Source organism: Clostridium sp. Marseille-P7770, from assembly GCF_902143525.1.
Lineage (GTDB): Bacteria > Bacillota > Clostridia > Lachnospirales > Lachnospiraceae > Pilosibacter.
The window spans coordinates 192,563-218,148 of the sequence record NZ_CABFVC010000005.1 but is presented as its reverse complement, the minus strand read 5'-3'; the positions used below and the strand labels follow the sequence as shown (position 1 = coordinate 218,148).

The window sequence follows — 25,586 nt, the reverse complement described above, 5'->3', positions numbered from 1 at the left end:
CACCCGCTTCATACACTGGAAATATCACGGTGTATGAGGCGGGTATTTTTTATGAAACGATTTTTTATGCTCCTGTTCGCGATGGTCATGATCCCCTATGTGACGACTCTCGCGTGGACAGGCAGGATCCGGACGGATGTGGGGGAGAGCATTCCGACAGAGGAGTTTTTCGTGGGGATGGTGGCGGCGGAGATCCCGGCGGGATATGGGATTGAGACAATGAAGGCGCAGGCCGTGCTCGCAAGGACGTATGTGTACCGGATCGTGGATCCCGGGATCGGTGGGGAAAACACGGACGATCCGGGAAGTGCGGATCCGGGAACAGACAGCGGCGCCGGAGCTGCGGGATGGGGAAAACGGAGCAGGACTCTGGACCGGGACCTTATGGAGGAAGAGCTGGACATCGACTGCCTGAGTGTGCGGGAGATGGAGAAAAAGTGGGGAAACGAACATTTTGAGGAGTACTATGAGAAGGTCCGCAGGGCGGTCCGGGAGACGGAAGGACTTGTCGCGGAGTATGACGGGGAACTGATCGAGCCGTTCTACTGTCTCGCGTCGGCAGGAAAGACGAGAGAGCTGGCGGCGTATCCGTATCTTTCTTCTGTGGAGAGTCCGGGGGATCTGGAAACGGATGGATTTTTATATGTCCGGACGTTCACGGAAAGCGAGTTTGCGGACAGGATCGGGCGGATCGGCGGACCGCAGCCGGCTGCGGACGGGATCGCGGAGAAGATCCAGATCATCGAGCGGGACAGTGCCGGATATGTAAAAAGGGCGCAGATCGGAAATATGGACTATACGGGAGATGAGGTCCGGGATTCCCTGGGGCTTTCGTCATCATGCTTTTATTTTTCCTCCGCGGACGGAAAGATCCGGGTATCCTCGAAAGGGATCGGCAGCGGATACGGATTTTCGCAGGCTGGGGCGGACGCCATGGAGAGAGAGCAGGGGAGTGCGTTTCAGGAACTGCTGAAATATTATTTCCAGGGGATCGAAATCGTGAAGATCGCGGAGTAGAGGATCTGGCATGAATGACTCTGCTCCTTTTTATCAGGATTGCGTGCTGCTGGCACGATGTGCTAATGATGCGCGTTTGCGCGAAGCTGAAGAATGCTGCAAACGACTGTGCCCAGTGCAGGAATGTGCCGGGGCATATGTTCTGCTGTGAGCTTTGTGCGGTCTGTCCGGCAAATGTGCAGACTTGCTGAATTATCGCAGAATTTTTTGCTTTTGTGAATAACTTTATCATCACGGGTAAAAATATAACCGAGGTGATAAACGTGAAAGAAAAAGGAAATCAGCTGTTCAGGGACAAATTTGTCCTTGTCATGCTCGTGCTCGGCCTGCTGACTATTGTTGCGGCAGCAGGAGTTGTGAGGATCCAGAAGGGGAGAGAAAATATCGAAAAGAGTCCCTATCTGGAGATCGAAGATCCGGAACATGTGATCGCGGGGGATTCCAACGCAGGCGCAGAGTCCGGAGGGGATACTTTGGCCGGGGAACTGGCGGCATCAAAAGATGAAACCGGAAACGTGGAAAATACCGGAGATGGCAAAAATGCTGCGCTTGCGGAAAATGAGGCGGGAACAGGCACGGATCCTGCTGCAGCTGCCCCGGGCGTTTCTGAGGATACCGGTCTTGCGGATGCGTCAGGCGGAGCCGGGGCTGCATCGGATCGTTCCATGGCGGAAGCCGGAGCTGCCGTCACGGAGTCCCTGGTGCTCGACTTTGCCGATACGGACAAGCTCGCCTGGCCTGTAAACGGGAACATCGTTCTCGGCTACAGTATGGACACCACGACATATTTTCCGACGCTGGACCAGTATAAAGTCAACCCGGCAAATGTGATCCAGAGCGAGGTGAGCACCCCGGTATCGGCCCCTGCGGACGCCAGGATCGTCTCTGTGGGGACGAATGAGGAGATCGGAAACTATGTCGATCTCGACTTTGGAAACGGCTACACAGCCGTCTGCGGTCAGTTAAAGGAGATCCCGGTCGTGGAAAACGAGTATGTCCACCGGGGCGACCTTTTAGGCTATGTCGCGGAGCCGACGAAATACTATACGGTGGAAGGAACGAATGTGTTCTTCGAATTCTTAAAAGACGGCGTGCCGGTGGATGCGCTGGATTTTCTGGAGTGAGCGGGAGATCACCCCGGTCAGTGTCATACCTGTGCCCACGAATCAATCCGGTTATGAATGCGCAGGGAAGAGACAGTGTGCGGCAATAAATAAAGAGGAGTTTTGTGGAAGAGCTTTCAGGGAGAAATTTCTGAAGGCTCTTTTTCGCAGTGGAAAGATCCCATTTTTGATTCTGTGCATACCATAATATCAGAACAAAGAAAGGAGACATCCGCATATGAATTGCAGAAATTCTGATCTGCCGGATACCGCCCGGACTTCTCCCTGCGGCTGCGGCAGACTTCCATCTGATATTTCCGGCCCGGGACCTGTCGTCCGCCCGGTGTCCCGTGCCTGCTTTGACGGCAATGATCCGATATTTCCGGTAGGCATGGGCTACGTCCCGGTGCAGATGTGGGGAACCACATATCCGTTAGCCAGAGGCTTTGTCCGGGGGACGATCTTCCCGACTCTGGATCTTCCATTCGCGATGGGGAGGTGCAGAAGATGAAAGAATTCTATCGATGCAGTATGATGCCGGGAATGCCGGCAGAACCGATCCGTGATCCGCGCCTGTCTGCGCAGAATGTCGTGCCGGCGTGCGGCAGCTGTCAGGGCGGTGGAGACATGATATTTCAGGATAAAGAGGCACTGATGCGCCAGATCATGGAGGCAGGATTTGCGATGGATGATGTGATCCTGTTCCTGGACACTCATCCGGAAAATCAGGATGCACTCCGCTATTACCAGGCTGTCCGCGACATGCGAAATCAGGCCATTGCCGCCTATGAAAGCCAGTTTGGACCATTGAGATATGCCGATGTGACATCCTCATCCTGGGACTGGGTAACTGAAAAATGGCCGTGGGAAGGAGGATGTTAAGATGTGGGTCTATGAAAAAAGACTGCAGTTTCCGGTGAATATTAAGGAGCCGAATGCGAAGATGGCACAGTTTATCATGAGCCAGTACGGTGGACCGTATGGCAGAAACCTATAATAATGCCGCAAACCCAGATAAAATAAGGGTTTGCGGCGCTTATGCGTAATAGTGGAAATGAATTTCCTTCTGTGTCTGATCAACAACGATATCCGAAATGATGCTGCGGACCGCAGCACCCTTCACATCGTAGCTGACATCTGGATCAGATAAGAGGCCATATACATCTTTGATCCGGTTTAGAACCTCTTCATCGGACGGAACATCATCCGGAGTGGAAGCAGCAATCCCTTTTAGTCGTTCAATTTCGGCAAGAAGCTCCTGCCGTTCATTTGCAAGTCTAAGCTTATTATCCTTGTATTCTTCAAGGGTGTCAATCCCAGATTCATAAGCATCCCGGATCCTGCTCTCCTTTACGGCAACGCGGGCCAGCGCCGCGTCAAGAATAGAAATCTCATCGGTGCCTTCGGAAGGCTGCTTTCTGATGTGCTCAAACTCGACAGTCCCCGATTCAATGACAGAGTGCAGGGAAGCCATTACAGCAGCTTCCGCCTTGTTGGCAGAGATCGAAGCAGGGCCTTTATGGACACCTTTCGCGTATTTCCAGCATACGAAAGTGTCTCCACGTTTTTTTACACGACCGGCCCGGTTGAAAGAGAGGCTTGCGCCGCAGATTGAACAATGGAGCAGACCGGAGAGCCAGTGCTTGCAGGAAGACACGTCCCGCCGATTAGCCGGGCGGTATTCCCGATGCAGACGTTCCTGCGCCGATTCAAAGCAATCAGTGACGGAGGGACGTACTTCGTGGGTGCCTTGAAAAGAATACCCATTCCATTCAACCGTTCCGGCATAGAATTTATTATGCAGGATCCGGGAGACTGTCCGACGTTCAAAAGGTGTCCCGCGCTTGCTGGTCCATCCCCGTTCATTGCATTTTCTGGCGATTCCGGTCATGTCCAGACCGCTGACGTATGCCTGAAAAATATATTCCACGATCGGATACTTCTCTTCATCGATCACAAAGGGCTTTCCGTCACCTACAGCTTTGTAGCCGAGAGAGGGAACCACCTGATATCCGTTCCGGAGCGCCTTTTCGGTCATACCGCGGAGCACCTCTCCGGAAAGATTGTAAGAATAATATTCATCGAACCACTCAATGATGGATTCGATCAGCCTGCCGAACATCCCATCAGCAATCGGCTCTGATACACTTTTGATCTCCACCCCGCATTTCTTTCGGAGAACACCTTTGTAAAAGGTACTTTCTTCCTGATTGCGGGCAAAGCGGGAAAACTTCCAGAGATACAGACGTTCAAAGGGAGCCGGGCTCTGGGATTTTGCAACAGCAATCATCTTCTGGAACTCCGGCCGGTTTCCGGCTTTCCGTCCGGAGATTCCCTTCTTCTCTTCGAACATGTATTCCGGCGGAATAATAAAGCCGTCTTTTTTCGCATCTTCCAGGATCACACGGAGCTGTGCATCGGGGGACAGCTCTGCCTGATCATCGGTGCTGACGCGGATATAGGCGGCGCCGATCCTTAAAGTCTGTGCCATAATATCATCTCCTGTAAACCATATGGACTTTAGGGTACAAAAATAACAGCCACCGGAAAACAAATGTTCCCGTTGTCTTGGCTGCTCGAAGATGATACAATAGATTCTGTGATTGGTATGTCACATTGTATCTCTTCGGAGATATGCAAGCCGGTTTCCTGTTGGAGCAGGGGACCGGTTTTTCTTTTGGCTTTGCAAGTCCTTGTATATAATAAAGTAATATGTTATTATAAGAATAGATAATAAATCATACGAGCCTGCGGATCGCAGAAACGATGGAGTCTGTGTTCCAGCCTACGATCTCATTGGCATATAAAGATACATATGCGGGAACCATAGTATTTCCCCATGGACGAATACCGAGGATCGGTTTTCCCATTCGGACGGATTCATCAATTTCATACTGCATCCATTCGCGGTAAGAAGTATACATACCTGCAATAACGATTGTTATTTGAGAAGGCGCAATCTTCTGGGTAATGAGTCTTCCGATGTCATCGTTAGTAGCAGGTGTACCAGCTGGGAAAAGTGGTTTTTCACGTGGGGCAGAGTAATTGCGGTATGAAAAATAATTAGCGTTATCCAGGAACCTGACAAGTCTGTCATAGTCATCACCATATTTCCATGCATGACTGATAAATAATCTGTAATCGTATAAACTTGGCATTTTGCTCTCCTTTCAATAATTATGAGGTGATTAGATATGAAGTTTCGTAAAAAACCAGTAGTCGTTGATGCTTATCAAATCGATCATGAGGAAATAATTCATACGTTAGAAGGCGATATGAAAGCATCCCCGGGAGACTGGATCGTTACTGGTGTAAACGGGGAAAAATATCCCTGCAAGCCGGATATATTTGAAAAAACCTATGAGCGTGTTAAGTAGCATCCTGCGTTGAGTTACCCTTTTCCGCAGTGTTGATGCTTTTCCAATGGCGGTTTTCTGCAGACATGATCTCTTCCACATTTTTGATAAAAATATTATCAACAGTCTCATTGTTAGGATTATAGGGGAAGGACTGGGTCAAGTACAAATGCTTTTGATAGAGTAACATTTCGCAGGTGGAACGGTATTGGATCCAGTTTTCATGATACTTATATAATTTTGTGATGGATTCGATGATCACGATGATCGCACCCAGGAAACCAATGATTATAGGTATCAAATCACACAATGAGGTGTAACCGGACAGTAGAGGTATGAATGCAGCAAGAATGATTTCGGCTACCTGAAATTGCTTATATCTTCTTTGAGCATGCACTGATTTTTTATCATACCATTCAATCTGTGGATCAAGCCGAGTTGAAATATATTCGTTAATATCCATTTCATACCCTCCGTTTCTGCATTTGCTATAAAAACTCCATTAGCAGCAGCTCAAGCCCTATTTGACAAATCAAATCCAATTCGATATAATATACTTAACAAGAGAACCGAAAGCTGGGTGAAGTCCAGCCGCCGGCGAGAGTAATTTGCTAAAAGTAGCGCCTTATCTTACCAGGACAGGGGCGCTACTTTTTGTGTTTGCTGAGAGTAAAAACAAGAGTAACGATTGAACAGATCATGCTCACAAAGGCGAACAAATCGCTATATGTAACCATGTATACCAGCTCCTTCCTAAAAAGTCCGGAAGCTGGAGTATCGCCCCTTCGGTTCCCCGGGTAAGTATATTATATTTTCATGGTTCGTTCTATATTTCCCAATACAATCATATAGTCATCAGTTTTTTAGGGGAGTTGAAATTCCCTCAAAATATGGGTGCAAACCAAGATAACATTTTGGACAAAATCCTCCATGTTGAGTGATGTCTAATGGTAACATTGGATATTTTTGGCTTTTTCCGCTGATAGAGAAAATTTCACCATCATATTTTCCACATGTTGGACAAGAATGGCACACACTCACAATGACCAAATCATTTTTAAATTGCCTATTCTGTTTTAAAGTTTCCTTTATCCTTGCAAGATTAGAAACACGTCTATCCTTGAATTCTGGATGTCGTTTATAAATTTTTTCCTCCTCTTCTTCTGCCAGAGTGATATCTCCTGTTTGCAAAATGTATTTTACTAAACGGAGATAGTCTTTCTCTAATAGAAGCGGGCGACTTTCATAATCAGATAACGCATTGGATTTCCGCAGACAAGCAATAGCTAAATCCATTCTCCCATTCTTTTTATGTTCGGTTGCTTTTCGCTGCAAGACGTAATAAATACAATCCTTTGTTGGGTCTCCAGTATTATAATTTTTAGCCGGAACAGGAATAGAATTTATACCGTTTAAAGAATCCATATCATATCGATGCGGTTTAAAAAAATTGAAAAAACTCATGAATTTCCCTTTCGTTTTAACCGTAATTCAAGTAATTGTTCAGCGTAACCGGTCAGGCGGGCCAGCTGGCTGATCGTCAGATCGGGATGCTCGAAGATCACAGAGTCTGGAACCAGAAGCTCCATCGCGAAGGTGTCTGCTTCCCGCTCATATTTATCCGTGTTGAAGTGTGTTCTGGAATCCATAAAGATCGCATTCGCTTTCTTATGTAGGAACAGATGGCCTAGCTCATGAGCGAGAACGAAGCGCTGCTCTGCCTCTGTGAGCCGTTCATCCAGATAGATGAGATTGTTCCGCTGAAAGTATTGATAAAAGCCACGGACACCTTCTAGGGGATAATGGACTAGGATCACATTCATTCCTTTTACCATCTCAAATGGATCACGCGTCCCATACTTCCGGACAAGACGTGACACCAGTTTCTTTATGCACATAGAAATCAGTCCTTTTTATATTTCTTGGGCGTGTATTTCTCTTTGTTCTTTTTCTTAGCCATTTCCATTCCAATCTGCATTGCGTCCAGAATAGAATTGATCGCCTCCGGAGATGCCGGATCGCCATCAAACATCAGACCTTCCTGGGAAAGTAGCTGTTCTTTTGTCTGTTCTATAATTTTAGAGATATCTCTTTCATCACGAGTAGTAAGGCTTGTGTCATCATTTCCATTCAACAAATAATCCATTGTAACATCAAAATATTTGGCTACAGCGTTTAGCTTGTCTGCATTCGGAGTGGACTTGTCCCATTTTACGATAGTGCTGTTACCAAACCCAAGCTCAGCTTCTAATGCAGGAAGACTAATACCGCGTTCTTGAGCAAGTTTTTTTACGCGGTCCTTTAATGTCATAGTATTCTCCTCTCAACACGAGAAAATAATCTCGAAAAAGTATTGACAAAAAGAAAATATTCTCGTATAGTAAGGGATGTAAGGAGAAAGTATTCTCGTACAGATACCACCAGTTGATAAACGACCAATTTAAAAGACTGGGTATATGAGAATATATTCACATTGCCTATTTGTATAATAGAATATTTTCTCCTAAATGTCAATAAGAGAATGAGATTATTTTCTCTTTGCGTAAATGATGGAGGTGAAAAAAGTGCTGTTTGACAATATTAGATTATTATGCAAGGCAAAGGGAATATCTGTTTGGCGCTTAGAAAAAGATCTTGGATTTTCAAATCGCAGTATCTGTAAGTGGAATAAAACAGATCCCGGAATTCGAAAGGTTCAGAAAGTAGCTGATTACTTAGGCGTACCGATTGAACGCTTGTTGGAGTAGAGAGGAGGCGAGAAACATGTTAACAGGATTGTTGGTACTGGCATTGCTGATCGCAGTGTCGAAGTGGATTGTATGGCGTATAAGCTTCATGGCGGTGCTTCTGTATTATGGAGAACATGGTCAGGAGCTTCCTACGGCAGAGACGATCCAGAAGTACCAGACGAAAGCAGCATTGAAGTCGTTAGGGCGTGATGGTAGATCCACAAGAACATAGGACAAACGACACGGCATAACCTAAAGAGGGGTGGCGTGATGGAAATGAAAATCGTGAACCATATCAAGATCGATGGACAGGAATATCTGTTCGAGGAGCTTTCAGCAGAGCGGAAAAAGGACATAGCCTGTCTGCTACAGGAGAATGCCATGAAGGCAGCAGGATACTGCAAAGTAACAAGAAAGGAGGCAGCAGGGTGAGATACAAGTGCGATAAGTGCGGAGACACAATCTATGTGGATCCGGGAGACGAGAGAATCTGCGATACCTGCACGCAGAAGATCCGGATCAAAGCAAAAGAACAGGAAAACTACTATGAGAGGTGGAGAAAGACATGGGGAAATGCTATTGCTTCGTGATCGATCAGCGGAAAGATCGGTTTGAACGGGCGAGGGAGAGAAGAAATCGCCGCCGGATTCGGAAGGCTCTGGCGGTGTGGAAAGCAGCGATACAGATTGTGTGGGCACTGGCTATTTTGATGATGACAGCGCTTGGAATTCTTGTCACTCTGCTGGCTGTGAGCGGCCGTGTGGGCGTCAGTTGTGTCGGAACGGTATTCATCATGTTCGGAATTGCTGGTCCGATAGGCGAGGCGCTGATGGGTGGAAAAGAGTAAAAAAATAGGAGCTGTGGGGACAGCTCCAAGGTGCGTGTGCTACGCAAAAATCTCTACATACAGAGTAGCACAAAAGCGCCGATAAAGCAAGGGTTTGACGAGTCTTTTCGGACTCGATTAAGGGATTAACTTTAGAGGTGTGGAATGTACAGAAGGATCATTTATAAAGCGGGAGCCACGAGGGAGATCATTAACTGTTATCCCAGAGGTATGAGAAAGGGAGTAGAGCATAACCTGCTGGGGAAAAAGACCAGTGAAGAGATGCAGGAGGCGAACCGAAGACAGGCGAGGAGAAAGCTGGAACGTCTGATCAATGCGAACTTTCGACCGGGTGACTGGCATATAACGCTGACCTATCGAGGGAAGGCGAGTCCATCTCCGGAAGCAGCGAAGAAAGAACTGACGAATTTCCTTGAACGTTTGCGAAACCGCTTCCGGAAGTTTGGATACGAACTGAAGTACATAGTCGCAACCGAGTATGTGGCAAAACATATCCATCATCACATGATCGTGAATAACATCAACACCGGATCCGAGACAACAGCGGACATGGTACGGAAGTTATGGACGCAGAATGGACCGGAAGCGATCCGTGGAAATCCCAAATATGTCCAGTTGTACGATACAGGAGAGTATAGCCAGCTGGCGGACTATCTGATCAAAGAGACAGAGAGAAGCTTCAGACGGAAGGACAGCGCTGTGGGACAGAGATATTCCTGTTCCAGAAATCTGATCCAACCGAAGAAAACAACAAAGGACAAGCCTAATAAGACTTGGAAGAAGGAACCGAGACCGTCTCCGGGATACTACATCCTTCCAGACAGCCTGTATAACGGATTTGATATGTTGGGATATCCGTACCAGAGATACGTGGAGGTAAAACTGAATCCCACAGATGCAGACTGGGAAACAAAGAAGACCCCTTCGGGGCATGTCACAAAAGGCACCCGTTCACATAGCACCAGCCGCCGGCCGCGTGCCGGTGGAGAAAGGAGCCGCAGATGACAGACATTCATGCGATTATCAGTAAAGCAACAAGCGATCTTATAGATCTTACAGGATATGAAAAGGCTGTGGATATACAGTCCGTGCTGTATATGAATCTCTCCGGCTATACGCTGGAAGAAGAGTGTACGGAGGTAGCAGAGGCAGGGGACAAGCTGGCAGAGGCTGTGGAGAGCTGGATGATCGAGTTGGGGCTGCAGGGCTGCACAGAATCAACGATCAGAACCTATGCCTATAATTTGAGGAGTTTCCTTGCGGATGTGCCGAAAGCTCTGGAGGATATCACGGAGCGTGATATCAAGATGCACCTCGCAAGAGGAAAAATGGGAAAAATGAATGTCCGCTGCACAAGAAAGTGGTCAGACGCAACATATAACCTGCGTCTCCGGGCACTGCGCGGCTTTTTCAATTATTGCTATGAGTATGACCTGATCCCGGAGAATCCGATCAAGCGGATCAAGGACACCAAGACCGCCCATGTTATGCAGTCGATCATGTCCGCAGAGGAACGGGAGATGGTGCGTAGCAAGTGCCATACAGAGAGGGAGATTGCTCTGGTGGATTTCCTGTATAGCTCCGGAGTTCGTGTATCAGAGCTGGTCAGCTTAAACCGTCAGGATATCGATCTCCGCCGCCGGAGAGCGAAATGCCTCGGAAAAGGGCGGAAGGAACGGGAAATCACGTTTTCGGCAGAGTGCGGGGTACACCTGGCGGAATATCTCGCCCAGCGGACAGATCATAACGAGGCATTATTTGTCAGCTCGGTCAAGCCGCATCAGCGTCTCACGAAGGCCGGGATCCGGGCATTGTTGAAGAAGATAAAGGCGCGTGATGAGCGTCTGGCGAGGGTGAAACTGACGCCGCACGTATATCGGCGCACCCGCGGAACAGATCTAATCAACAGGGGAATGCCTGCGGAGCTGCTTGCGAAAAAGCTCGGACACGAAAATGTTCAAACATTGCTCATGTGCTATGCGGAGATCCGGCAGGAGACTGTGTGGGCGGCAGAGGAAAAATATGGCTGAGGAAGGTGAAGAATTGAAAGGTTACTATGAAAGAAAGATCCGGAATCTGGAAGAAGCGCTTGAAAGGGCGCTTCAGGAGACGGAGAGAGAACGGTCGGCAAGGGAAGAAGCGACCAGATATATCTATGCGCTGCTGAAGCAGATGGGAGGACATGCCATAGTTCATGTTGAAGAGCTTCAACAGCATGAAGGACAGCTTATGTGTAGAGTAAACCGGGCAGCAGGAGTTGTCCGGATGAATATTGAGAAAAAGGAGAGTCGAAAATGTTTGAGAAATTCGGGGAATTTGATTCCTATGAGGAGATCAACCGCGCGGCGGCCGCGCAGTTAGAAGAAGGCGATGAGGAAGCCATTTATGCGATCGCAGAGGAGAATGGGATCGATAGAGAGGATGCGGAAGATTTTATAGCAGGAGATGCGCCGGAGCTTGCGACTGCTCTCATGGCGGCACACGGAAAGCTGAAGGCCGAGGCGGCGGAACTGCAGCCCAAAGAAATTATGGTGGACTGGCTGGAGTACATCCGGATCCAGTGCGTCGAGAATGAAGAGATGCGCCTGGCGGTGCGCAGGAAGGGCAAAAGCCTGAAGGAGTGCATCGGAAAGCTCGTGAAGTGGAGCTTTACTCACGCCGAGAACGTGGATAAGGACATCGTCAAGGCAGCAGGACTCCCTTCATGGGCACAGAACGGCTGTAAGCTCGGGATCCCGGGCATGGGCACAGCGAAGCGGCTGATTAAAGAATATTATCTGGGAGGTGGAGAACATGCGGGTGTATAAGGCTACAAAGGCTGATATGACCTGTACGATGGGGCACGGAACCTTCCAGTATGAGCTTGGGGTTCCAGCCCATGCGGATAGCACGAAGTGCGGGAACCGCGGCCTCCACGCATGTGAGTACATCCTGGATTGCCTCAGGTACTATAGCCTGGATGATCGAATCTTTAAAGCGGAGGCAGAGGGACCGATAGACGAGGATGGGACAAACTCGAGAATCGCATGTGAGCAGCTGACACTTACTCAGGAACTGACACGCCGGGATATCGTGAAAGAAGCGATAAAGTATATGGTCCGCCATCCGGAACGGGACTGGGAGATGGATATGTATCGCGTAAAAGCCCAGAAAGACAAGGCAGAGGGAAATGGTGACGGGATCGTGATCGCCAGGGGAAAGAAACCGATGGCACGAGGAAAGAAGGGAGATATCCTGGCACTCATCATGGAGACAAAGCCGGGCTGGTTCCAGGTGGCGGCTCTCGGTGAGATCGATGGCGAGAACGGAAAAGAAGGAATCTGGTATAGTGTGCTGCCAGATGGACGTACTGTGGAGGTGGTGTAGATGAAAATCAAACAGGGACAAGCAGTGCCGATCCCGAAGTGTGACAGAGATGGTTGGCAGGTCATTGCGGCGCGGACACCGGATCTTCTGGTACTGGATTGCTTCATAGATCAGGACTATAAAGGCCGCTATCTCATGAACGTTATGACGAAAGAATATGGATTGCTTCGGGATGGAAGTTATTCGGCAGAGAAATTGGTTCGGGTATTTAGTCGAGATACTTGGAACTGGTACACGGATTATAGGAACATAATGAGCACCGAGAGTGATAGAGATATTATCAGATCAGCACTGGGAATTAAAAAAACGCAGTATGACGATGATGTCCTGTTTAAAATCTGTGATCTGGAGGAGAATTATCTCAGAGACAGAAATTGGGCGAAAGAGGACCGCCGCCAGGAACGTCTTAGAAAGCTCATGTCCACTGTTCCAGAACTTCCGAAAAATTTCCGCGCATGGGCAGCAGAAATTGTTTGGAAAGATCCATATCCAACATATAAACGGGAAGATGGAAAATATCGGTGCCCTGCCTGCAATGCGGAGTTAGAGATAAAAAAAGATGGAAAGAACCTTTGCCATAATTCAGTATTTACCTGCTCTAGCTGTGGGAAAAATTTAATTTTGAAGCGTCGTGGAAAACGAACCATGGAGTGGAATCAGGTGACACTGATCCAGGAGACAACAGAAGGACAGGCTGTGTACCGCCAGTTTGATATTCAGTCCAATTTTAATGAGCGGGGGTACGAAATTCATTTGTCCGAAGCATTCCGGATATTCATTGAAAAAGCCAAACCGCTCGGAAAGAGCGGACTGCAGATTTACTACAATCAGCATAGTAAATACTCCGATTATGAAGAATTCGACAGGAGAGATCCGGCAAATAAGAGAGTTGGGACATGCTATTTATACCCGGAAGGGAGTGAGGCACTGGAAAAGACGGATTTTAAGAAGCTGGCAAGACTATTTGGACAGATGGCAGCAGCAGGGACACAGGCAGATTACAATGGAATTATGATTGCACGAAATGATTCAGATGTCATTGGGATGATAGAATATCTGTTTAAAGGTCGATTTTACAAGCTGGTGACTCAAGTGACTGAGCGTATCAGTATCAATGGTGGGTACTATGGAAAATTAAATCCGTCCGGAACTACGATTGAGCAGGTTATGGGATTGGAAGATCGGCAGAAGATTAACCGTCTAAGGGAAATGAATGGCGGAAAAATCGAACTGGAATGGCTCAGATGGGCGGAAAAATCCGGGAAGAAACTTTCAGAGAAATTTATGGCTTTTGTGTCAGCAGAAGATCTTGGAATAGTGTATACATATTTCATCAAGGATCAAATGACGCCAGAGCAGATCATGAATTATGTACTTAAGCAGCGAGAAATAAGCTACAAAGGAAAATCTGCGAAATCAATCCTGAATCAGTGGGAAGACTACCTGTCTATGAGTAAGAGGCTTGGCAAAGACATCACGGATGAGATGGTTTATCGGCCGCGTGAGCTGAAACGCCGCCACAACGAGGCTGTAGAAGCCATCAGGCATATTGAGATGATCGAAGCAATGAAACGTGATACTGAGATGAAGGAGCGTCGTGCACGGGAACTTAGGGAGAAGTATCCGGGTGCAGAGGAAATACTGGAGGAGATTGCACCACGGTATGAGTATGAGAACACCGAGTACAAGATCATCGTTCCGCAGCATCTCACCGACATTATGTCAGAGGGAAATGCGCTGCATCACTGTGTAGGCAGTACAGATCGATATTTCGAACGCATTCGGGATCAGGAGACATATATCTGTTTCCTACGCCGCCAAGAAGAGCCGGATGTGCCATTTTATACGATCGAAGTGGAGCCAGGCGGCACGATCCGCCAGCACCGCGGAATGTACGACGAGGAGCCAAACATTGAGGAGATTCGGGGATTTCTTCGGGAATGGCAACGAGAACTTAAGAAACGCCTGCGTAACAAAGACTGGCAACTGGCGGCAGCGAGCAAGATCAAGAGGGAAAGAAACCTGGAAGAACTTAGAAAGGCTAATAACGAGAGAGTCCTGAAGGGACTCGCAGAAGATTTTATGGAGGCGGTGTAGAAGATGGAGATTGCAGAAAGAGAGAATAGTGAGGTTAAGACTACTGTTTCATATAGAGAACTGAAGATTGCAATGGATTCCGAGATGGGCAAAGCTGCAGAGAGCTTTGTCCGGATCGGCTATCTCTTCAAGATGGCGAGGGACACGGATGTCCTTAAAGAATCCGGATACACGTCATACCTGGAATTTGCGCAGAAAGAATACTCGATGGACAAGTCCCAGGTGAGTCGTTTCATCAATATCCACACACGATTTTCCGATCCGGAGGATCCGACAAGATTGAACGAAAAATATCAGGGATTCGGATCCGCGAAATTGGCACTCATGCTGACACTTCCGGACACGATCATCGAAGAACTGACGCCGATCTTCGCGAAGAGCGATATCAAGGCGGTGAAAGAGGAACTGGATGCTGAGAGTAAGATCTCCGATCTGGAAATCATTGCAGAACAGGCAGAGACCACAAAGGAGGAGGACGGGCAGCAGGAACCGGACATCCTGCATCAGGTAGTGGATCAGCTCCTGGAAGAGGATCTGTATATGCGTATCAAGATTCGCCAGGCACTCAAGTCCACGAGAAAAGAAGCGTTGCTCCAGGAGATCCTGGCACCGGCCGGAGAAGCGATGCACTCGATCCGGATCAAGGGAGTAGGACGGCTGATGTTATCTGTCAAGGGACTGGACACAGAAATCGCATTGATCAACATTCGGAGCAATAGCAAGGATATGTATTCCTGGGATGCGCTGATCAAGGCGATAGACGATTACTGCTCCAGCCACACGGATCCGGATCCGGAGAAAAAGACTGAAGTTGCACCGGTGCAACCGACAGAAGAGCCGGAGAAGAAGAAAGAACGGAAAGTATCCAAAGTAACGAAGGCCAGAGAACCAGAAAAACTGCCAAGCCGCTCAAAGCAGGGACCGCAAGAGGAGACAGCGCCAGAAACACCGAAAACGTCGGCAAAGATCCATGACGCCGCACCTACTGAAATTGTGGAGCATGTGAAGGCTGAGGAGGAAAAACGGCAGCAGGAGTCAGTACAGACAGCAGAAAATCAGCTGGAAGGACAGATGGAAATTGCTCAATTCCCAGAATATCTTCCGTCCAACTATATCAAATGTCACGATGGCAGTNAGCATGTGCCGGCTGAGGAGGAAAAACGGCAGCAGGAGTCAGTACAGACAGCAGAAAATCAGCTGGAAGGACAGATGGAAATTGCTCAATTCCCAGAATATCTTCCGTCCAACTATATCAAATGTCACGATGGCAGTGAGGTACAGGAGAGTGAAGCTGAGCGGATCCGGGCGGAGCAGAGGCAGCATGCGGAGAATATATGTGCGCCGATATTGACTTATCTCCGTCAGCATCCAGGACTCATCCAGATGATTACGATTACGGAGGAGGGAGTTGTCATTGAGTAACAGATCTGAAAGCTTCAGTAGAGTATATCCACCGTCGGATCCACGGGGTGGAATCTATCCGCCGGAGATAGAAAGAATCAAAAAGAAAATAAAGGTTGGGGATCGAATCCCTGTAACTACCATGAAGGGATATGTGAATATGAACCCAGATGGAACGAAACCAGGGATAGCACATCGGAGGGGAACTGTGATTGCAAAGCACAAGCATTTGATTGTGCTACAGTACCCGGGAGGATTGACAGAATCCTTCAGGTGGGCGGAAATCGTGGATAAGGTAGCAATATGAAGAACTTATATATGCTGAAGAATATCCGGACCGGAACCATAGAATATGATGGGCTGTATGCCCAGGACGTGCACGATCTCATCGGTATAAATACATCCTGTGTCAGCAATTACGCAAAGCGAGGCAGTACATATAAGAGGATATGGAGAATTCTGGTATCAAACGGTGGTATATGGGATGAATATGCCAAAGATGAATGGGAGACATACAGGAAAATGGTGCTGCGGGGCATGGCAAGGGCGAAAAGAAAAGGCTGGCGTAGTTACGCAGAAATGATCCGGTATGGAGCGATAAAGAAACAGGAGGCGGAGAACAATGTCAAAGAGCATCATACAGGCGAGGACGGGGCCTGCTGACCGGGAGTGCTTACTGTGCCGGGAAGAAGCCGAGAAGCGTGGATACTATGGCGAACTGCCACACACGGGACTCCATAAACATCACTTCGTGTATGGGAGATTCGGAGCATTTAGGAAGGCGGCGGAGCATTATGGGCTGTGGGCGTATGTATGTGAAACTAGACATCACGAACATGGACCGGAAGCGCCTCATGTAAATAAAGAGGTGGACATGCACCTGAAAAGAATTGCACAGAGAGCATTTGAAGAACGATATGATCATGAGCTGTGGATGAAAGAATTTGGGAAGAACTATCTGGAGGGAGAAGATGACTAGGGCAGAGAGACGGCGCCAGGAGCGAGAGACCGGCAGCAGGGCTGTATATCAGTACACGCTGGCTCAGATCGAAGCAATCAAGCGGCAGGCGGTCGCAGATAAGAAAAAGGAGCTCAAGGCAGAGATCACGGAAGAAATAAATGAGCACATTCAGAAGGAATGGAAAAAGCGAGAAGAGCTACTGGAAGGAGGAACAGAGAGCGAGATCATGGAGAAGGTCATGTGCCTTCTCCTGGCGACCTCTGTTAATGTCTTGGTACAGAAATTTCGCTGGAAGCCGGTGGATGAAGGAAGCGATAAAAGGTCCAGCCTTATCCGATTTTCGGATGCAGTTCTTGGGGAGGTGAACAGGATCCTGGCGGACGAACAGGAAGACATACGCACATATGCAGATAAAGTGTATGAAACATGTGGAATTCGCTACGAGATACAGAGTGATGCAAATTAAGATTAGGAGGACGATGGAAAATGAAAAAGGTAATTCTCAATGGAAAGAAAATGATCGATAAGTTGGATACCCAGGATGATGATCGCGCACTCTGGGAAAGCATTTACAAACGCATGGACGGTGAGCCTGCGTATGTGCTTAAGAGTAATGCAGAGGAAGGAAAGTACGTCTTTTGTGGTCTGGTCGATGATGAAAAAAATAAGGAATTACATTATCTAATCGAGCAGGATGGCATGATCGGTAGATACATTGGAGACCGGGAGTCATTTGATGCAGACTGGGAGAATGGAGATTATGAAGTAGACGGGTGTATTTATTTAGACGCGGAAGATATTACCCAAACTGAAATTTGATTAAGGAGAACGGGATGGAAGTAAAGATAAAGCCGAGAAAGGCTACTGATCGAGGAGGCTACTACTGCATGCCACTGTACGCCAATATTCAGCATGGGAAGCCTGGATGGAGAATCACACAGTGCCCGGAGTGTGGAGCGCAGTGCTGGAGGATGCCGTTAGCGGATATTGCGGAAGAGCAGGGAGCTAAGGGATTGTGCACAATGTGCGCACTTAAGAAAGGAGTGGGGGTATGAGGACAAAGAATGAGCACAAAGCGCTCAAAAATTTGGTGCATGGAAAGCGGGAAGGGGAATACGAAGCCATGATTGCAGATCGTCGCCCTAAGAGCTGGAGCGCCGCACACCGGGCATATGATGGCATGAATATGGGTTCGAAGCATAGAGAGCAGGGAGGTGAAACCGATGGACAAGGAGATCCTGAAGCAGTACATAGATGCCTGCGAGCAGGTAAAAGAAGCGAAGACAGCCCTGTCAAAGATTAAGAAAAGCAGGAAGAGAGTTGAACAGGATCGGGTAACAGGATCCTCACATGATTTTCCCTATACAGCGAAAAGCTTTCACATTGAAGGTCTGGCATACCCAACGATAAAAGATCCGGACGAGCTGGATCGGCGGGAAGCGGTTCTTCGGGAACGGCTCAGACGGGCGGAAGAGATCAAGCAGCAGGTGGATCTTTGGATGCTTACGATTCCGCAGAGAATGCAGAGAATCATTCGTTATAAAATTTTCGAGGAGTTGTCTTGGTCGGAAGTGGCGATCCGGATGGGGCGGAAGGCAACAGCGGACAGTGTAAAGAAAGAATATCAGAGATTTATGGATGAAAAATAAAAGTTTGTCCCGAATGTCCCAAATGTCCCGACTCAAAATGTTATAGTGTAACCTGAAGCCAAAGGCATACAGCCCGGCGGCTTCCTACACCTTACTTCCTATAAAGTGCTTGACCCCATATAGTACCGGGCGGCTGGAATTCGAACCGGCCGCCAAACATCAGGACATCTCCCAGGACGGAAGGGAGCATGAGCCGTAAACCCGAGCCGCGAGTTCGATCCTCGGTGTCCTGCTTGTCTAGAAGAATTATAAACCAGTTGGACGGCGGAAACGCTATCCAGAGAGCACCTGCCGAAAGACAGGTGTTTTTCTTTGCCCATTGACATGCGGCGCGCACGTCACCAGATGGCAGACCTCCTTTAAGGGCTGCAATCGGCAGTCCTTTATGGTGACGGCGGGATCGCATTAAAAAGCGAGGTGAGTCCGGATGACGAAAAAACAGAAGATCTTTGCAGATGAATATCTGATCGACCTGAACGCCACCCGGGCTTACAAGGTCGCTTACCCCAGAGTAAAGAATGATGAGGTTGCGAGAGCGAATGGAAGCAGATTGCTAACAAATGCTAACGTTGCAGCGTATATTGAAAAGCGCATGAAAGAGAGGCAGGAACGGACACAGATCACGCAGGACATGGTCGTCAGGGAACTTGCGGCGATTGCGTTTGCCAGGTTGACAGACTACGTCAATGTTAAAGGTGGGACGGTCAAGATCGAGGACACCAGCTCTTTGACGGAATATCAGGTCAAGGCACTTGCAGGGATCAAGCAAGGAAAAAATGGAATAGAGGTAAAACTAAACGATAAGCTGAAGGCAGCAGAGCTCTTAGGTCGGCACCTGGGAATGTTCAAGGACAAGGTGGAGGTATCGGGATCCCTGGAGGCAGAGAAGTCGAAGCTGGATGATCTGCTGAAACAGATACGGGGTGATGGATCGTGAGCACAGAACGCCTTATTTTGTCGGAAAAATATAAAGCGTTTCTCAGGTGTGACGCGCCGGTAGAATTTTTGGAGGGAACCACAGCAGCAGGAAAAACAACGGTGGGACTGTTTAAGTTTATGCTGAAGGTAGCAGAGTCCCCGAAGAAGCTTCATATCCTCGCAGCCAAGGATACCGGAACTGCGGAAAAGAACATCATCAACAAGGATTTGGGGATCATTGATGATTTCGGGAGTCTGGCAGTTTATAACGGAAACGGAACCAAAGACGATAAGATTCCTCATATTCTTTTCCATGCTCCGGGCGGTGACAAGATCATTTATGTCATGGGATATGGAGACAAAAAGAAGTGGCAGAAAGCCCTTGGAGGTCAGTACGGGTGCCTGTACATCGATGAGGTCAATACATCAGATATTGATTTCGTCAGAGAGGCAGCGATGCGGTGTGACTATTTTATGGCAACGCTGAACCCGGATGATCCGTCACTTGACGTATACAAAGAATATATTAACTGCAGCCGTCCACTTCCGGAGTGGGAGGCAGAGACACCGCAGGAGATCAGAGATGAATTAAAGGAAGAGCCAAAGCCCGGATGGGTCCATTGGTTCTTTTCTTTTACCCATAATTTAGGTCTTCCGAAAGAAAAGCTGGACAAGATCCTGGCAAACACGCCGAAGGGGACGAAAATCTGGAAGAATAAGATACAGGGAATCCGGGGGAAGGCGACAGGACTGGTATTTTCGAACTTTAACCGGAAAGCCCATGTAAAGACAAAAGAGTGGGCGATGCAGTTTGTTCAGCGCCCGGAAGAAGAAAAGAAAAAAGAATTTTTTATGTATTTTTCAGTGGGGATTGATACGTCGTATTCCCAGAAATCGCCGGATACGATCGCATTGTCTTTCCTTGGGATCACCAACAAAGGCAGAGGTATCGTTCTGGCAGAGAAGGTATACAGCAATGCCGAGTTGGAAACACCGTTAGCTCCGTCAGATACCGTGCTCAACATTGTGGAATTCATGGATGGAAATCGAAAAGAGTGGGGGATGGCCAGAAATGCATTTTTAGATAATGCCGATCAGGCAACGATGCAGGAGTGGAACAAGTACAAACGCAGGAATGGCTGTGTATACGTGCTCAATGATGCCTGGAAGCAAATGGAAATCATCGACCGTATCAATGCACAGCTTGGCTGGTTTTCTTTTGATGAAGACAAGGAACCTTGTTTTTTCGTCTTGGATACGTGCCCTGTTTACATACATGAGCTGGAAGTCTACAGCTGGCGGGAAGATAAGGATAATACACCGGAGGACGGCCATGACCACATGGTGAACTCGGTACAGTATGGATGGATTCCGTACCAGAGCAAGATTTACAGGGGGTGGTAAAAATGAACTGGATTCAGAATTTTATAAAAAAGCTGTTTCGGATTGAAACGAGACGGGATAGGGAAGTGGTGATCATTGAGCCGCATACATTTCAGGCAAATGTGATCAAAAATAAATTGTGGTACCGCGGTGACTCTGCGGAGATCGAGCAGTATTTCCAGAAGACCGCAAGATGGAAAGTAGAAAAGGCAAGGTTCTGGGCAGCAGATGCACAGGGCAGTGTCCATAAAATGCATAGTGGGATCGTGACCACTGTTGTTGACCGGTACAAGGATATGGTCTTGGCAGATATGGATGAGATCTCTTTTGGAGATGATCTGGGAGCAATCAACGAGCTTTGGAAAGAGATATTCAAGGAAGAACGTCTTAATGATGTGATTGGAGAAGGAATTGCCGGTGCGCTGGCATCCGGAGATGGAGCATTTAAGATAACTGCAGATGAATGCAGCCGGTATCCGATCGTAGAGTTTTATGATGCGGAGGACGTAGATTTTGTATATGTCCACTCACAGCTGAAAGAAGTCAAGTTTTATACCGATTACAAGGATGGCAATAAAACCTTCCGGCTGGAAGAGATATACGGTCATGGATATGTCAGATACAAGCTGTATGATGAGGCAGGGAAAGAAACCGAATTAAAGAGGCTTCCGGAGACAGCACATCTTATGGACACAGGAATTCCGGGAGATCTGATGCTTGCAGTTCCGATTAAGATCTTATCATCTGTCAAATATAAGGATCGTGGAAAAGCACTATTTGACAGTAAAACCGATGTCATAGACGGTTTGGATGAGGTGATCAGCCAGTGGGCAGATGCGATCCGCATGGGACGTATTAAGCGATACATCCCGGAAAATCTCATTCCGCGAGATCCTGATACCGGAGAACTTCTTCCGGCGAATCCATTCGACAACGATTTTATTGCAATCGGAGACAATATGGCTGAAAAATCGAACCAGCAGGTGGAAGTTTCACAGCCACAGATTTCCTATGAGGCCTATGTGAGCAGCTATACGAGTTTTCTTGATATGGTTCTTCAGGGCATTATGTCACCGTCGACACTTGGAATCGATCTCAAGAAGACGGATAATGCGGAAAGCCAGAGGGAAAAAGAAAAGGTCACGCTGCATGTGCGCAATAAGATCGTAGATACATTGAATGAAGTGATTCCGGAGCTTGCCACGAAAATCATGCAGTGCCATGATGTAATGTGCATGGATGATCCCGGAGATTACAAGCCGACGGTAAAATTTGGCGAGTATGCATCTCCGGATTTTGGCACAACTGTGGATACCGTAGGAAAAGCGAAGCAGTATGGAATCATGAGCCTTGAGGCATCAGTGGAACAGCTTTATGGAGATACATGGACCGAAGAAGAGAAAGAGGAAGAAGTGACCCGCTTGAAGGCAGAGCAGGGGATTGTAGAAATGGAAGAACCGGGGGTCAATATGGCTGCCGGTTCTTTTCAGGTAAATATGGGAGGAAATAGAAATGAAGGTAAAAATCATGAACCGAATGTACCGGATGAGCCGTGAGGAGTATCAGGGGCTTCTGAAGGTGGCGAGTGATCAGGTACCATTTGGAGTGTATGCGGTTGAAAAAGACGGATATGCCGAGTTGAGAAATGATAAATGCCGGAGCGTGACTGAATTGAAAGCACTCACCCGCGGTTTTAAATCGCAGGGGTTCCGGGTGCTGGCAAATAGGCGGGTGAATGCAGATGGCGGAGAAAAACGAGTATGACATTACAGAAGCGTTCCGAAAGATCGAGGCGGAGCTGATCGACTCCATGATGCGTAACATGGACCGGCACCGGGCAGAGGAGGAGAAAGAAGGCTATGAGTGGTCAATGTGGCAGGCGGAGCAGCTGAAAGCACTGGAGAAGTACAAGAAGGAAAACCAGAAGAGATATTCCAGGCAGTTCAAGAGTATCAATGCACACATCGAGGCACTGATCCGGGAAGCGAGAGCGCGTGGGAACATGAATCAGGAGATCCGGATCCTGAAAGCAATCAAGAACGGATTTCAGGGAGCCAAGAAAGTCACACGCGGGGCAGCAGGAGAGTTTTTCAAGCTTAATGATAGAAAACTCGACGCATTGATAAAAGCAACGGTATCGGACATGGAGAAGGCTGAGACAGCAATCCTGAGGAAAGCAAACGATGACTACCGGAAGGCGATTTACAGCGCACAGGTATACGCGAACACCGGGGCCGGAACCTATGAAAAAGCGGTGGACATGGCGACGCGGGACATGCTCTCCCGGGGACTGAGCTGCGTTACGTTTTCGAATGGTGCTCAACACACCTTGAAGGACTATGCAGACATGGCGATCCGCACCGCCAGCAAGCGGGCATACCTTCAGGGAGAAGGCGAGAAACGGCAGGAATGGGGAATCACGACCGTCATTCTGGCAAAGAGAGGCGGGAACCCGTGTCCGAAGTGCCTGCCGTTCGTGGGAAAGGTCCTGATCGATGATGTGTGGAGCGGCGGCCGGTCAGACGGTGTGGATCCGGAGACAGGAAAGAGTTATCCGCTGATGAGCTATGCGATCGCCCATGGGCTGTATCATCCACGGTGCAAAGACAGCCATACGACCTATTTTCCGGGCATTTCCACAGCAGACGACAGCTGGACCAAGGAAGAACTGGAAGCCATCGACATGGAGAACAAGCAGGAAGCTGAGAAACAATATGCAGCGAGGCAGGAAGAAAAGTACACACGGCTGGAAACGTATTCTCTGGATGAGGAAAATCAGAAGCGTTATGCAGCGAGACGGGAGGAATGGAAGAAAAGACGGCAGGAAGCTCAGCAGACCGGCGAGCCGAAAAAAGAGAGTGCTCCGGACATGCAGACAATAAAGAAGGAAATCTCTGCAAAGCGGAAAGAACGGGATAACCTGAATAAGAAGATGGACGGGATCCTCGCTGAGAAGAAGGAGCTGGAAAAGAAAGTATATCTGGATCTCACCGCAACGCAGGGAGAGATGGAACGTATTCAGAAGGTTGTCGAATCTGAGAAAGAGCTTGAGAAGCAGATCAAGGCAGCGGATGAAGGAATCCGTGAGAAACAGGGCATCTACAGAAAAGCGGCGGAAGAGCGCCTGATCAGCGAAGGCATTGTTAAAGAAGCAAAGTTATTTGATCAGATGGCACCGGAGGCCGTGGATCAGATTGAGAAGACTCTGAAGCACCTGAAAGAGCGGTATGGGATTATGCCAGAAGGTATTGTGTATAATCCGTTTAAAGTTACGGATGCAACAGCAACGTATAACTGGCTGGATGATAAGATCTATTTATCCAACAAGATGCGGGATCCGGCAGAGTACCTTAAAACCGTCAAGAAGTCGGAAGAATCCCATAGAGCACACTGGGAGCATTACAATACCAAAGAAGAAGCCCGGAAGAAACTGGCAGAGGCAGAAAAAATCCTGGAAGATAGGACGATTAAGGGATATGAGAGGGAGAAAGCGGTTCTTGCCAAGGCAGAGGCTGAGATTGACCTCAATGTTTCAAGGTATGCAGTTCGCGAGAATATGTCTGATGCGCTTCTTCATGAATATGGACATTTTATCCATCGCCATGCAAATACGGACTATGTTCAGAAGAAGAACGTATTCAGAGCGAAGGAACTCGGAGGAAAAATGATCGGAAACGACTGGGGCTATGATATTAACACGGAATACTCCAGAAGTGCGAAGATCGAGGCGGCGAAGATCAGCCAGTACGCAATCGAGAATCCATATGAGACGTTCGCAGAGGGCTTTCTGGCGATGGAGAAGGGAGAAAGGATTCCGGATCGGATCGCAGAGGTCATTTCCGATGCAATGAAGGCAGCAGGAGCGAAACCCGTTGAAAATATGCGTGGCTCTGATATAATAAGGGTAAGTAAGACAACTCTTACAGCAGAACCTAATACCATAACAGAGGTCGTTGGAAAACGTGGTGGAATTGATCGGAACTATTATGGAGCTGATGGCAAGCAAAATAAGCAGATCAGCAACAATGATCATGGAAACCCGAAGAGACATCCGTATGGAAAGCATGGAGAACATGCACATGATTATATTTACGACGAAGAAGGAAAGCTGAAAGGGCGTCCGGTAAGAGAACTGACAGAACAGGAAAGAAAGGAGAATGAAGATATTATATGAGTGCAAATGAATTAAGAGACTTTATTGCAAGCTTATGTTCCCATGTCACATTCGATTTTCATGGGAAGTCATGTGGCGTTGATCCGCTTGCTCTGGATCAGATCGATTTGTGGTGTGGAGATGACACGATGACAGCAGCGTCGGTGTCAGAAGCGATGAATACCCCGTTTTTTGATGGAAAAAGCCTTAATGAGATAGCAGATAAAATCGAGAATGTAGAGTAGATCTCACCAGTAAATAAACTGGTGAGATTTTTATTTACAGTAGAGTTGCACCGGTGCAACAGCAGGAGGTAGGCATGAAAGAATATTATTATGAATTTATTGTCCCGGTTGTGATATCAATTGTAACAGTATTGGTAGTCCATGTATTATTGCCTCTGTAATGCAGGTTACGATAATAGGGCAGAGAACAGAGCATTTGAAGAATTCCCAAAATTCATGCAGACAGAATTCACTATATGATTTTCCTGGTTCCGTCAAATAAAATAAGTCGGGACAGGTGTCGTAGGGAATTTCAACCAGTAAGTTGTCCTTTAGGTTTTTGACAACCAGGACCGCTTCTCCGTCGGTGCAAATTTTGAAT

General features: G+C 47.9%; 33 protein-coding genes and 1 pseudogene. 28 read left to right on the top strand and 6 right to left on the bottom strand.

The genetic code is table 11. From position 1 onward, the window contains the following. Positions 1-51 precede the first annotated feature (51 nt). From FN001_RS13785 to FN001_RS13765, 5 genes and pseudogenes are all read left to right on the top strand, one after another. The gene (locus FN001_RS13785) at positions 52-1,017 is read left to right on the top strand and encodes a SpoIID/LytB domain-containing protein (protein WP_185911947.1); all 966 of its coding nucleotides are present in this window, start codon (positions 52-54) and stop codon (positions 1,015-1,017) included. Between the two features lie 263 nt (positions 1,018-1,280). Continuing rightward, the gene (locus FN001_RS13780) at positions 1,281-2,141 is read left to right on the top strand and encodes a peptidoglycan DD-metalloendopeptidase family protein (protein ID WP_142412236.1); all 861 of its coding nucleotides are present in this window, start codon (positions 1,281-1,283) and stop codon (positions 2,139-2,141) included. A 217-nt stretch (positions 2,142-2,358) separates the two neighbouring features. Further along, positions 2,359-2,631 (top strand): spore coat associated protein CotJA, encoded by a 273-nt coding sequence (locus FN001_RS13775; protein WP_118514883.1) that lies wholly within the window; start codon positions 2,359-2,361, stop codon positions 2,629-2,631. Beyond that, a complete protein-coding gene (locus FN001_RS13770; protein ID WP_243122027.1) occupies positions 2,628-3,002 on the top strand; it encodes a spore coat protein CotJB in 375 nt (124 codons plus the stop codon). Before FN001_RS13775 ends, FN001_RS13770 begins: the two co-directional genes overlap by 4 nt. Position 3,003: 1 nt before the next feature. Next, positions 3,004-3,105 (top strand): annotated as a pseudogene (locus FN001_RS13765) (manganese catalase family protein); the annotation flags it as partial. 51 nt (positions 3,106-3,156) lie between these two features. Here the strand turns inward: FN001_RS13765 and FN001_RS13760 are convergent. Then, entirely contained in the window at positions 3,157-4,611 is a 1,455-nt protein-coding gene (locus tag FN001_RS13760; RefSeq protein WP_142412235.1) for a recombinase family protein, read from the bottom strand. A gap of 247 nt (positions 4,612-4,858) precedes the next feature. Continuing rightward, positions 4,859-5,278 carry a TIR domain-containing protein gene (locus tag FN001_RS13755; protein ID WP_142412234.1) on the bottom strand — a complete coding sequence of 140 codons (420 nt, stop codon included), beginning with the start codon at positions 5,276-5,278 and terminating at the stop codon, positions 4,859-4,861. 36 nt (positions 5,279-5,314) lie between these two features. On the opposite strand from FN001_RS13755, the gene FN001_RS13750 reads away from it, so the two are divergent. Then, positions 5,315-5,497 (top strand): hypothetical protein, encoded by a 183-nt coding sequence (locus FN001_RS13750; protein ID WP_021905403.1) that lies wholly within the window; start codon positions 5,315-5,317, stop codon positions 5,495-5,497. Here the strand turns inward: FN001_RS13750 and FN001_RS13745 are convergent. The 4 genes from FN001_RS13745 to FN001_RS13730 form a co-directional block, all read right to left on the bottom strand. Beyond that, positions 5,490-5,939: a DUF4231 domain-containing protein gene (locus FN001_RS13745; protein ID WP_142412233.1), complete on the bottom strand. Its 450-nt coding sequence runs from the start codon at positions 5,937-5,939 to the stop codon at positions 5,490-5,492. The genes FN001_RS13750 and FN001_RS13745 overlap by 8 nt on opposite strands. A gap of 392 nt (positions 5,940-6,331) precedes the next feature. After that, entirely contained in the window at positions 6,332-6,940 is a 609-nt protein-coding gene (locus FN001_RS13740; protein ID WP_142412232.1) for a hypothetical protein, read from the bottom strand. Beyond that, positions 6,937-7,374 (bottom strand): ImmA/IrrE family metallo-endopeptidase, encoded by a 438-nt coding sequence (locus FN001_RS13735; RefSeq protein ID WP_142412231.1) that lies wholly within the window; start codon positions 7,372-7,374, stop codon positions 6,937-6,939. Before FN001_RS13735 ends, FN001_RS13740 begins: the two co-directional genes overlap by 4 nt. Positions 7,375-7,379: 5 nt before the next feature. Next, positions 7,380-7,787 carry a helix-turn-helix domain-containing protein gene (locus FN001_RS13730; protein ID WP_142412230.1) on the bottom strand — a complete coding sequence of 136 codons (408 nt, stop codon included), beginning with the start codon at positions 7,785-7,787 and terminating at the stop codon, positions 7,380-7,382. 452 nt (positions 7,788-8,239) lie between these two features. Between FN001_RS13730 and FN001_RS13720 the strand changes: the two genes are divergently transcribed. From FN001_RS13720 to FN001_RS13620, 22 genes are all read left to right on the top strand, one after another. Beyond that, a complete protein-coding gene (locus tag FN001_RS13720) occupies positions 8,240-8,437 on the top strand; it encodes a hypothetical protein (protein ID WP_142412228.1) in 198 nt (65 codons plus the stop codon). Between the two features lie 38 nt (positions 8,438-8,475). Further along, positions 8,476-8,637: a hypothetical protein gene (locus FN001_RS18190; RefSeq protein WP_185911945.1), complete on the top strand. Its 162-nt coding sequence runs from the start codon at positions 8,476-8,478 to the stop codon at positions 8,635-8,637. Beyond that, a complete protein-coding gene (locus FN001_RS18185) occupies positions 8,634-8,795 on the top strand; it encodes a hypothetical protein (protein ID WP_182427652.1) in 162 nt (53 codons plus the stop codon). Before FN001_RS18190 ends, FN001_RS18185 begins: the two co-directional genes overlap by 4 nt. After that, a complete protein-coding gene (locus FN001_RS13715; RefSeq protein ID WP_142412227.1) occupies positions 8,771-9,052 on the top strand; it encodes a hypothetical protein in 282 nt (93 codons plus the stop codon). The genes FN001_RS18185 and FN001_RS13715 overlap by 25 nt, the downstream gene beginning before the upstream one ends. Positions 9,053-9,196: 144 nt before the next feature. Next, positions 9,197-10,057, top strand: coding sequence for a rolling circle replication-associated protein (locus tag FN001_RS13710; RefSeq protein WP_185911944.1), 861 nt, complete (start codon positions 9,197-9,199; stop codon positions 10,055-10,057). Then, positions 10,054-11,082 (top strand): tyrosine-type recombinase/integrase, encoded by a 1,029-nt coding sequence (locus FN001_RS13705; RefSeq protein ID WP_142412226.1) that lies wholly within the window; start codon positions 10,054-10,056, stop codon positions 11,080-11,082. The genes FN001_RS13710 and FN001_RS13705 overlap by 4 nt, the downstream gene beginning before the upstream one ends. Next, positions 11,075-11,413, top strand: coding sequence for a hypothetical protein (locus FN001_RS18180; RefSeq protein WP_185911943.1), 339 nt, complete (start codon positions 11,075-11,077; stop codon positions 11,411-11,413). The genes FN001_RS13705 and FN001_RS18180 overlap by 8 nt, the downstream gene beginning before the upstream one ends. After that, positions 11,347-11,859 carry a hypothetical protein gene (locus tag FN001_RS13700; RefSeq protein ID WP_142412225.1) on the top strand — a complete coding sequence of 171 codons (513 nt, stop codon included), beginning with the start codon at positions 11,347-11,349 and terminating at the stop codon, positions 11,857-11,859. Before FN001_RS18180 ends, FN001_RS13700 begins: the two co-directional genes overlap by 67 nt. Beyond that, positions 11,846-12,418 (top strand): DUF7666 domain-containing protein, encoded by a 573-nt coding sequence (locus FN001_RS13695; RefSeq protein ID WP_142412224.1) that lies wholly within the window; start codon positions 11,846-11,848, stop codon positions 12,416-12,418. Before FN001_RS13700 ends, FN001_RS13695 begins: the two co-directional genes overlap by 14 nt. After that, positions 12,419-14,515, top strand: a complete 2,097-nt coding sequence (locus FN001_RS13690; protein ID WP_142412223.1) for a PcfJ domain-containing protein — start codon at positions 12,419-12,421, stop codon at positions 14,513-14,515. Positions 14,516-15,929: 1,414 nt separating this feature from the next. Next, positions 15,930-16,223 (top strand): hypothetical protein, encoded by a 294-nt coding sequence (locus FN001_RS13680; protein WP_142412221.1) that lies wholly within the window; start codon positions 15,930-15,932, stop codon positions 16,221-16,223. Between the two features lie 11 nt (positions 16,224-16,234). After that, complete coding sequence (locus tag FN001_RS13675; protein ID WP_185911942.1) at positions 16,235-16,579, top strand: hypothetical protein; 345 nt, start codon at positions 16,235-16,237, stop codon at positions 16,577-16,579. Then, the gene (locus FN001_RS13670; RefSeq protein ID WP_142412219.1) at positions 16,539-16,895 is read left to right on the top strand and encodes a hypothetical protein; all 357 of its coding nucleotides are present in this window, start codon (positions 16,539-16,541) and stop codon (positions 16,893-16,895) included. Before FN001_RS13675 ends, FN001_RS13670 begins: the two co-directional genes overlap by 41 nt. Next, the gene (locus tag FN001_RS13665) at positions 16,888-17,343 is read left to right on the top strand and encodes a hypothetical protein (RefSeq protein ID WP_142412218.1); all 456 of its coding nucleotides are present in this window, start codon (positions 16,888-16,890) and stop codon (positions 17,341-17,343) included. Before FN001_RS13670 ends, FN001_RS13665 begins: the two co-directional genes overlap by 8 nt. 20 nt (positions 17,344-17,363) lie before the next feature. After that, positions 17,364-17,696 carry an SH2 domain-containing protein gene (locus FN001_RS13660; RefSeq protein WP_142412217.1) on the top strand — a complete coding sequence of 111 codons (333 nt, stop codon included), beginning with the start codon at positions 17,364-17,366 and terminating at the stop codon, positions 17,694-17,696. A 404-nt stretch (positions 17,697-18,100) separates the two neighbouring features. Then, on the top strand, positions 18,101-18,526 hold the full coding sequence (locus tag FN001_RS13650; protein WP_118598649.1) for an RNA polymerase subunit sigma-70: 426 nt from the start codon (positions 18,101-18,103) through the stop codon (positions 18,524-18,526). A 427-nt stretch (positions 18,527-18,953) separates the two neighbouring features. Further along, complete coding sequence (locus FN001_RS13645) at positions 18,954-19,463, top strand: terminase small subunit (protein WP_142412215.1); 510 nt, start codon at positions 18,954-18,956, stop codon at positions 19,461-19,463. After that, complete coding sequence (locus tag FN001_RS13640) at positions 19,460-20,848, top strand: terminase (protein WP_142412214.1); 1,389 nt, start codon at positions 19,460-19,462, stop codon at positions 20,846-20,848. The genes FN001_RS13645 and FN001_RS13640 overlap by 4 nt, the downstream gene beginning before the upstream one ends. 2 nt (positions 20,849-20,850) lie before the next feature. Continuing rightward, positions 20,851-22,383, top strand: coding sequence for a phage portal protein (locus FN001_RS13635; protein WP_142412213.1), 1,533 nt, complete (start codon positions 20,851-20,853; stop codon positions 22,381-22,383). Next, the gene (locus FN001_RS13630; protein WP_243122025.1) at positions 22,340-22,591 is read left to right on the top strand and encodes a hypothetical protein; all 252 of its coding nucleotides are present in this window, start codon (positions 22,340-22,342) and stop codon (positions 22,589-22,591) included. Before FN001_RS13635 ends, FN001_RS13630 begins: the two co-directional genes overlap by 44 nt. Next, a complete protein-coding gene (locus FN001_RS18275) occupies positions 22,569-25,001 on the top strand; it encodes a phage minor capsid protein (protein ID WP_207705629.1) in 2,433 nt (810 codons plus the stop codon). The genes FN001_RS13630 and FN001_RS18275 overlap by 23 nt, the downstream gene beginning before the upstream one ends. Continuing rightward, positions 24,998-25,225, top strand: coding sequence for a hypothetical protein (locus tag FN001_RS13620; protein WP_142412212.1), 228 nt, complete (start codon positions 24,998-25,000; stop codon positions 25,223-25,225). The genes FN001_RS18275 and FN001_RS13620 overlap by 4 nt, the downstream gene beginning before the upstream one ends. Positions 25,226-25,586: the final 361 nt, after the last annotated feature.

Excerpts from the sequence above, each read along its gene's own strand:
- FN001_RS13750 (WP_021905403.1), top strand. The coding sequence starts at position 5,315 with ATGAAGTTTCGTAAAAAACCAGTAGTCGTTGATGCTTATCAAATCGAT.
- FN001_RS13670 (WP_142412219.1), top strand. The coding sequence starts at position 16,539 with ATGTCAAAGAGCATCATACAGGCGAGGACGGGGCCTGCTGACCGGGAG.
- FN001_RS13635 (WP_142412213.1), top strand. The coding sequence starts at position 20,851 with ATGAACTGGATTCAGAATTTTATAAAAAAGCTGTTTCGGATTGAAACG.
- FN001_RS13730 (WP_142412230.1), bottom strand. The coding sequence starts at position 7,787 with ATGACATTAAAGGACCGCGTAAAAAAACTTGCTCAAGAACGCGGTATT.
- FN001_RS13665 (WP_142412218.1), top strand. The coding sequence starts at position 16,888 with ATGACTAGGGCAGAGAGACGGCGCCAGGAGCGAGAGACCGGCAGCAGG.
- FN001_RS13720 (WP_142412228.1), top strand. The coding sequence starts at position 8,240 with ATGTTAACAGGATTGTTGGTACTGGCATTGCTGATCGCAGTGTCGAAG.
- FN001_RS13650 (WP_118598649.1), top strand. The coding sequence starts at position 18,101 with ATGGACAAGGAGATCCTGAAGCAGTACATAGATGCCTGCGAGCAGGTA.
- FN001_RS13630 (WP_243122025.1), top strand. The coding sequence starts at position 22,340 with ATGAAGGTAAAAATCATGAACCGAATGTACCGGATGAGCCGTGAGGAG.
- FN001_RS18190 (WP_185911945.1), top strand. The coding sequence starts at position 8,476 with ATGGAAATGAAAATCGTGAACCATATCAAGATCGATGGACAGGAATAT.
- FN001_RS18180 (WP_185911943.1), top strand. The coding sequence starts at position 11,075 with ATGGCTGAGGAAGGTGAAGAATTGAAAGGTTACTATGAAAGAAAGATC.
- FN001_RS13695 (WP_142412224.1), top strand. The coding sequence starts at position 11,846 with ATGCGGGTGTATAAGGCTACAAAGGCTGATATGACCTGTACGATGGGG.
- FN001_RS13690 (WP_142412223.1), top strand. The coding sequence starts at position 12,419 with ATGAAAATCAAACAGGGACAAGCAGTGCCGATCCCGAAGTGTGACAGA.
- FN001_RS13705 (WP_142412226.1), top strand. The coding sequence starts at position 10,054 with ATGACAGACATTCATGCGATTATCAGTAAAGCAACAAGCGATCTTATA.
- FN001_RS13710 (WP_185911944.1), top strand. The coding sequence starts at position 9,197 with ATGTACAGAAGGATCATTTATAAAGCGGGAGCCACGAGGGAGATCATT.
- FN001_RS13715 (WP_142412227.1), top strand. The coding sequence starts at position 8,771 with ATGGGGAAATGCTATTGCTTCGTGATCGATCAGCGGAAAGATCGGTTT.
- FN001_RS13675 (WP_185911942.1), top strand. The coding sequence starts at position 16,235 with ATGCTGAAGAATATCCGGACCGGAACCATAGAATATGATGGGCTGTAT.
- FN001_RS13740 (WP_142412232.1), bottom strand. The coding sequence starts at position 6,940 with ATGAGTTTTTTCAATTTTTTTAAACCGCATCGATATGATATGGATTCT.
- FN001_RS13660 (WP_142412217.1), top strand. The coding sequence starts at position 17,364 with ATGAAAAAGGTAATTCTCAATGGAAAGAAAATGATCGATAAGTTGGAT.
- FN001_RS13735 (WP_142412231.1), bottom strand. The coding sequence starts at position 7,374 with ATGTGCATAAAGAAACTGGTGTCACGTCTTGTCCGGAAGTATGGGACG.
- FN001_RS13645 (WP_142412215.1), top strand. The coding sequence starts at position 18,954 with ATGACGAAAAAACAGAAGATCTTTGCAGATGAATATCTGATCGACCTG.
- FN001_RS13755 (WP_142412234.1), bottom strand. The coding sequence starts at position 5,278 with ATGCCAAGTTTATACGATTACAGATTATTTATCAGTCATGCATGGAAA.
- FN001_RS13785 (WP_185911947.1), top strand. The coding sequence starts at position 52 with ATGAAACGATTTTTTATGCTCCTGTTCGCGATGGTCATGATCCCCTAT.
- FN001_RS18275 (WP_207705629.1), top strand. The coding sequence starts at position 22,569 with ATGGCGGAGAAAAACGAGTATGACATTACAGAAGCGTTCCGAAAGATC.
- FN001_RS13745 (WP_142412233.1), bottom strand. The coding sequence starts at position 5,939 with ATGGATATTAACGAATATATTTCAACTCGGCTTGATCCACAGATTGAA.
- FN001_RS13700 (WP_142412225.1), top strand. The coding sequence starts at position 11,347 with ATGTTTGAGAAATTCGGGGAATTTGATTCCTATGAGGAGATCAACCGC.
- FN001_RS13760 (WP_142412235.1), bottom strand. The coding sequence starts at position 4,611 with ATGGCACAGACTTTAAGGATCGGCGCCGCCTATATCCGCGTCAGCACC.
- FN001_RS13775 (WP_118514883.1), top strand. The coding sequence starts at position 2,359 with ATGAATTGCAGAAATTCTGATCTGCCGGATACCGCCCGGACTTCTCCC.
- FN001_RS13770 (WP_243122027.1), top strand. The coding sequence starts at position 2,628 with ATGAAAGAATTCTATCGATGCAGTATGATGCCGGGAATGCCGGCAGAA.
- FN001_RS13620 (WP_142412212.1), top strand. The coding sequence starts at position 24,998 with ATGAGTGCAAATGAATTAAGAGACTTTATTGCAAGCTTATGTTCCCAT.